The organism is Arthrobacter sp. 2YAF22_2, from assembly GCF_052114645.1.
Lineage (GTDB): Bacteria > Actinomycetota > Actinomycetes > Actinomycetales > Micrococcaceae > Arthrobacter.
In genome coordinates, this window is sequence record NZ_JBFRFD010000207.1 from 1 (window position 1) to 5,885 (window position 5,885).

7 protein-coding genes are annotated in these 5,885 nt (G+C 66.0%); 6 read left to right on the forward strand and 1 reads right to left on the reverse strand.

The window, feature by feature from the left end; genetic code table 11:
• On the reverse strand, positions 1-388 hold a 388-nt coding region (locus AB4Y86_RS10045; protein ID WP_441402095.1), incomplete at its 3' end, for an ATP-binding cassette domain-containing protein.
• A gap of 104 nt (positions 389-492) precedes the next feature.
• Here AB4Y86_RS10045 and AB4Y86_RS10050 point away from each other — a divergent pair.
• From AB4Y86_RS10050 to AB4Y86_RS10075, 6 genes are all read left to right on the forward strand, one after another.
• Complete coding sequence (locus AB4Y86_RS10050) at positions 493-1,353, forward strand: helix-turn-helix transcriptional regulator (RefSeq protein WP_441402096.1); 861 nt, start codon at positions 493-495, stop codon at positions 1,351-1,353.
• On the forward strand, positions 1,353-2,816 hold the full coding sequence (gene sufB, locus AB4Y86_RS10055; protein WP_441402097.1) for a Fe-S cluster assembly protein SufB: 1,464 nt from the start codon (positions 1,353-1,355) through the stop codon (positions 2,814-2,816). The genes AB4Y86_RS10050 and sufB overlap by 1 nt, the downstream gene beginning before the upstream one ends.
• Positions 2,816-4,102 carry a Fe-S cluster assembly protein SufD gene (sufD, locus tag AB4Y86_RS10060; RefSeq protein ID WP_441402098.1) on the forward strand — a complete coding sequence of 429 codons (1,287 nt, stop codon included), beginning with the start codon at positions 2,816-2,818 and terminating at the stop codon, positions 4,100-4,102. Before sufB ends, sufD begins: the two co-directional genes overlap by 1 nt.
• A gap of 46 nt (positions 4,103-4,148) precedes the next feature.
• Positions 4,149-4,508, forward strand: coding sequence for a non-heme iron oxygenase ferredoxin subunit (locus AB4Y86_RS10065; RefSeq protein ID WP_441402099.1), 360 nt, complete (start codon positions 4,149-4,151; stop codon positions 4,506-4,508).
• 108 nt (positions 4,509-4,616) lie between these two features.
• On the forward strand, positions 4,617-5,414 hold the full coding sequence (gene sufC, locus AB4Y86_RS10070) for a Fe-S cluster assembly ATPase SufC (RefSeq protein ID WP_441402100.1): 798 nt from the start codon (positions 4,617-4,619) through the stop codon (positions 5,412-5,414).
• A 13-nt stretch (positions 5,415-5,427) separates the two neighbouring features.
• Entirely contained in the window at positions 5,428-5,760 is a 333-nt protein-coding gene (locus AB4Y86_RS10075) for a metal-sulfur cluster assembly factor (protein ID WP_138769377.1), read from the forward strand.
• The last annotated feature ends 125 nt before the right edge of the window (positions 5,761-5,885 follow it).

The following is a 5,885-nucleotide window of genomic DNA, read 5'->3' on the forward strand; positions in this document are numbered from 1 at the left end:
GGCGCCGGACAAGGTCGTCCACCGGCCACGGGTCCTGGTACATGCCGGCGACGTGCCGGAGCAGGGGGATGGGGCGCGCCGACGGCGGCAGGCCGCCGTCCTGGAGCATGACGCCGACGCGGGCGCGCAGCTCCGCCCCGGCCGTGTCCGGATCCCGGCCCAGCAGGCTGATGCTGCCGTGGGTGCGTTTCTGCAGGCCCTGCGCGCATTCGATTGTGGTGGTCTTGCCCGCGCCGTTGGCACCCAGCAGCGCAGTGACCTGTCCCCGCTCGGCTACGAGGGACAGTCCGCTGACCACCCGCAGCATTTTGCCGTCGAGGCTGGGCACGGGACCAACATCCTTGACGAGCCCGCTGATTGTCAGGGCGGGGGATTCGGGAGATCGCACCAAAGCATTCTACGCGACGTAGTAGCTGCCGAACTTTCCGGGGCCGGGTACAGGAAAGCCATGCCTTACTGGCTAGCGGGAGTAAATTACGACATGATTGTGTTGTGTATTCCATGAGCCCAACCACTTCTGCCGCGCCTGACGTGTGCGCGGAGTCAGTCGAGCCTGCCGCGGGCGCGGCAGTTCCTGCCGCACGCCCTTCGGTGAGCGCCGCGAACACGGCCGCCGCCGAGGAACGCACCCGGGACCGCGTCCTGAGCGCGGTGCTGGAACACGGACCCATCAGCGCCGCGGAGCTCGGCGAGCTGCTGGGCTTCACGCCTGCCGCCGTCCGCCGCCACCTGGACCACCTCTCACGCCACGGCGTGATCGAGATCAAACGGGCCGCCCGTGCCGGCGCCGGCGCAGGCAGGCCGGCCCGCCGCTACGTCCTCAGCTCGCGGGGGCAGTCCACGCTCGGCAACGACTACCTCGACATCGCGAGCTCCGCGCTCCGGCGGCTCGGCGAAATGGCCGGCGCTGAAGCGGTACGGGAGTTCGCCGTCGAACGCTTTGGCGAGATGGAACGACGCTACGCGCCGGAAATCGAGGAGGCGGGCAGTGACATCACCGCCCGCGCCCGCGTGCTCTCCGAAGCCCTGAGCCGAGACGGGTTCGTCGCCTCGGCACAGTCGATCGAGGCCAAGGCGCCGCTTCCTGCCGCACTCTCCAGCGTGCAGCTCTGCCAGGGCCACTGCCCCATCCAACAGCTCGCCGCGCAGTTCCCGGTGTTCTGCGACGTGGAGACCGAAGTGTTCTCCCGGCTGGTCGGCGTCGACGTGCGCCGGCTTTCCACCCTGGCGCGCGGCGGTCACGTCTGCACCACCCACATACCTACGGGCCGTCCGGCCGCCGTCGGGGCTTCCAGCCCCTCGGAGCCGGGCCACCCGGACGAAGTATCCAACCATCTGCAAGAAAGGCCGTGATGACGGACCAACTATCAGAGAAGAAGGTTGCTGAATCCACTGTGATTTCGGAGATTCTGGAAAAGAATCCTGAGCTGCACGGAATCGGCACCTACGAGTACGGCTGGGCCGACAAGAACGACGTCGGCGCCAACGCACGCCGTGGCATCAACGAGGACGTTGTCCGTGACATCTCGGCCAAGAAGAACGAGCCGGAGTGGATGCTGGACCTGCGCCTGAAGGGTCTGAAGTACTTCGACCGCAAGCCCATGCCCACCTGGGGCGCGGACCTGTCCGGCATCGACTTCGACAACATCAAGTACTTCGTACGTTCCACCGAGAAGCAGGCCGCCACCTGGGAGGACCTGCCCGAGGACATCCGGAACACCTACGAAAAGCTGGGCATCCCGGAAGCGGAGCGCAGCCGCCTCGTCTCCGGCGTCGCCGCCCAGTACGAGTCCGAGGTGGTCTACCACCAGATCCGCGAGGACCTGGAGGCCCAGGGCGTCATCTTCCTGGACACCGACACCGCGCTGCGTGAGCACCCGGAGATCTTCCAGGAGTACTTCGGCACCATCATCCCGGTGGGCGACAACAAGTTCGCGTCGCTGAACACCGCGGTCTGGTCCGGCGGTTCGTTCGTTTACGTGCCCAAGGGCGTCCACGTGGACATCCCGCTGCAGGCCTACTTCCGCATCAACACGGAAAACATGGGCCAGTTCGAGCGCACCCTGATCATCGCGGACGAAGATTCCTACGTCCACTACATCGAGGGCTGCACCGCGCCGATCTACACCTCGGACTCGCTGCACTCCGCCGTCGTGGAAATCATCGTGAAGAAGGGCGCCCGCGTCCGCTACACGACCATCCAGAACTGGTCCACCAACGTGTACAACCTGGTGACCAAGCGCGCGGTCTGCGCTGAAGGCGCCACCATGGAGTGGATCGACGGCAACATCGGTTCCAAGGTCACCATGAAGTACCCGGCCGTCTACCTCGTCGGGGACGGGGCCAAGGGCGAGACCCTCTCGATCGCGTTCGCCGGCGAGGGCCAGCACCAGGACACCGGCTCCAAGATGGTCCACATCGCGCCGAACACGAAGAGCTCGATCATCTCCAAGTCCGTGGCCCGCGGCGGCGGCCGCGCCGCCTACCGCGGCCTGGTCCAGGTCCGGGAAGGCGCCAAGCACTCGGCCAACACGGTCCGCTGTGATGCGCTGCTGGTGGACACCATCAGCCGCTCGGACACGTACCCGTACATCGACATCCGCGAGGACGACGTCACGATGGGCCACGAGGCCACGGTYTCSCGSGTCAGCGAAGAGCAGCTCTTCTACCTGATGTCCCGCGGCATGCGCGAAGACGAGGCCATGGCGATGATCGTCCGCGGCTTCATCGAGCCGATTGCCCGCGAGCTGCCGATGGAATACGCCCTCGAGCTGAACCGACTGATTGAACTGCAGATGGAAGGATCGGTCGGTTAATGACTGACATCACTACTGAAAAGGCCCGCATCGGCGCGCCCTCGGCCCAGCCGTTCATCAACGGTTTCACCGAGGAAGGCGAAAGCCTGTCACCGCTGAACGCCGCGGCGTCCAAGTCCCCGCTGGCCGGCGACGCCGTCAAGGCGCACTCGCACGGCGGCGGCGTCGGCATCCCGGACAGCTCGCGCGCCGGCCGCCTGACCTCGTACAAGCTGGCGGATTTCAAGCCGCTGACCGGCATGGAGGAAGACTGGCGGTTCACACCGCTCAAGCGACTCCGGGGCCTGCACACCGAGGTCCTCACCGGTGCCGCGCCGTCCGTGGCCATCACCGCCCCGGACAGCGTCCGGATCGAAACCGTAGACCGCGACGACGCCCGCATCGGTTCGGCGGCCATCCCCGAGGACCGGGTTTCCGCCAATGCGTGGGAGAACTTCACCGAGGCCACCGTCATTACGGTCCCGGCAGAGGTCCAGGTGGACGGCGAAGTCAGCGTCCTGCTGACCGGCCGGGGCACCGACGCTTCCGCGCAGCACGTCGTGATTGTCGCGGAGAAGTTCTCCAAGGCCGTCGTCGTGCTGGATCACCAGGGCAGCGCCGTCGTCTCGGAAAACATCGAGATCCTCGTCGAGGACGGTGCGCAGCTCACCGTCATCTCGCTCCAGGAGTGGAACGACGACGCCGTGCACGCCTCCTCCCAGCAGGCGAAACTTGGCCGCGACGCCAAGTTCAAGCACATCGTCGTCAGCCTCGGCGGGAACCTGGTCCGGGTCACCCCGTCGGCCCGCTTCACCGAGCCCGGCGCGGAAGCGGAACTGTTCGGCCTGTACTTCGCCGACGCCGGCCAGCACCTCGAGCAGCGCCTGTTCGTGGACCACGCGGTCGCCAACTGCAAGTCCAACGTGCTGTACAAGGGCGCCCTTCAGGGCCGCGACGCGCACACCGTCTGGGTCGGCGACGTCCTGATCCGCAAGGAAGCAGAAGGCACCGACACCTACGAGGCCAACCGCAACCTGGTCCTCACCGACGGCGCCCGCGCGGACTCCGTGCCCAACCTGGAGATCGAAACCGGCCTGATCGCCGGCGCCGGCCACGCCAGCGCCACCGGCCGTTTCGACGACGAGCACCTGTTCTACCTGATGGCCCGCGGCATTCCGGAAAAGGTGGCCCGCCGTCTGGTGGTCCGCGGCTTCCTGAACGAGATCATCCAGCAAATCAAGGTTCCCGCCATCGAGGAACGCCTCACGGCCGCCGTCGAGCGCGAGCTCGCCGCCACAGACAACTAGTGCGCAGCACCAGAAAACACGGCACGAGAGAACACGGACAACGAACATGACGGAACAGCCGAAGGGCGAACTGGTGTGCAGCGCCAGCGAGATCCAACTCAAGCAGGCGCTGCGTATCCTGATCGACGACTACCCCGTAGCGATCGTGAAGGATTCGATGGGGGAGATCCACGCCATCGGCGACACCTGCTCGCACGCGGACATCTCCCTCTCAGAGGGCGAAGTGGAAGACTGCAAGATCGAATGCTGGGGCCACGGCTCCCAGTTCGACCTCCGCAGCGGCCAACCGCTCCAGCTGCCCGCCTACGACCCGGTACCCGTGTTCGCCGTGACCATCCAGGACGGCGACGTTTACGTGGACGTCAGCACCATCCTGAACGGCGCCGAGGCACCAAACTTCAGCTGACCGCGGGAGGGATGTCCCTCCCGCCCGGCCGGCAACCAGCTCCACCAAAACTTATCGTCGAGAACCGCACCGCCGCCGAGAGGCACGGTGCAGAGGAGAACAAGACACATGTCTACTCTTGAGATCAAGGACCTGCACGTCAGCATTGACACCGAGCAGGGCACCAAGGAAATCCTGAAGGGCGTCAGCCTGACCATCAAGACCGGCGAGACGCACGCCATCATGGGTCCCAACGGCTCCGGGAAGTCCACCCTGGCCTCCACGATCGCCGGCCACCCGCGCTACAACGTCACGAGCGGCTCCATCACGCTCGACGGCGAAGATGTCCTCGCGATGACGGTCGACCAGCGCGCCCGTGCCGGCCTGTTCCTGGCCATGCAGTACCCGGTGGAGGTGCCCGGCGTGAGCATGACCAACTTCCTGCGCACCGCCAAGACCGCGATCGACGGTGAAGCCCCGAAGCTCCGCACCTGGACCAAAGACGTCAAGGCCGCCATGGAGAAGCTGCGCATCGACGCCGACTTCACCCAGCGCAACGTCAACGAGGGCTTCTCCGGCGGCGAGAAGAAGCGCGTCGAAATCCTCCAGCTGGAGCTCTTCAAGCCGAAGTTCGCCATCCTCGACGAGACCGACTCCGGCCTCGACGTCGACGCGCTGAAGGTTGTCTCCGAAGGCGTGAACCGCGCCCACGCCGAGGGCAACATGGGCACCCTGCTGATCACCCACTACACCCGGATCCTGCGCTACATCCAGCCGGAATTCGTGCACGTGTTCGTTGACGGCCAGGTTGTCGAAGAGGGCGGCCCGGAACTCGCCGACCGCCTCGAAGAAGAAGGTTACGACCGCTACGCCACCGGCGCAGGGGCGGCCACCATCGCTGCCGCCGACGCCGCAGCACAGGCCTAGTAAGGACTACGCCATGACCGAAATCAATATGGCCCGGACGGGCCTCGAAGACGTCGAAGAGGCACTCAAGGATGTGATCGACCCGGAACTGGGTGTGAACATCGTTGACCTTGGCCTGCTCTACGGCCTGAAGTACTCGGACGACGACGGCGCCCTGCTGATCGACATGACGCTCACCACCGCCGCCTGCCCGCTCACTGACGTGATCGAGGAGCAGGTGGGCAAGGCCCTGGACGGCATCGTGGACGACTGGCGCCTGAACTGGGTGTGGATGCCGCCGTGGGGTCCGGAGCGGATCACCGAAGACGGCCGCGACCAGATGCGGGCCCTCGGCTTCAACATCTGAGTCCCCACCGACTTACCTGCAGGAAATGACGGCGGGCCCACCTCCCAGAGGCGGCCCCGCCGTCGTCGTTCCATCGATTGCTCCACAACGGCCCTTTAGACACGCCATAAGGGCAGTTGCGGAGC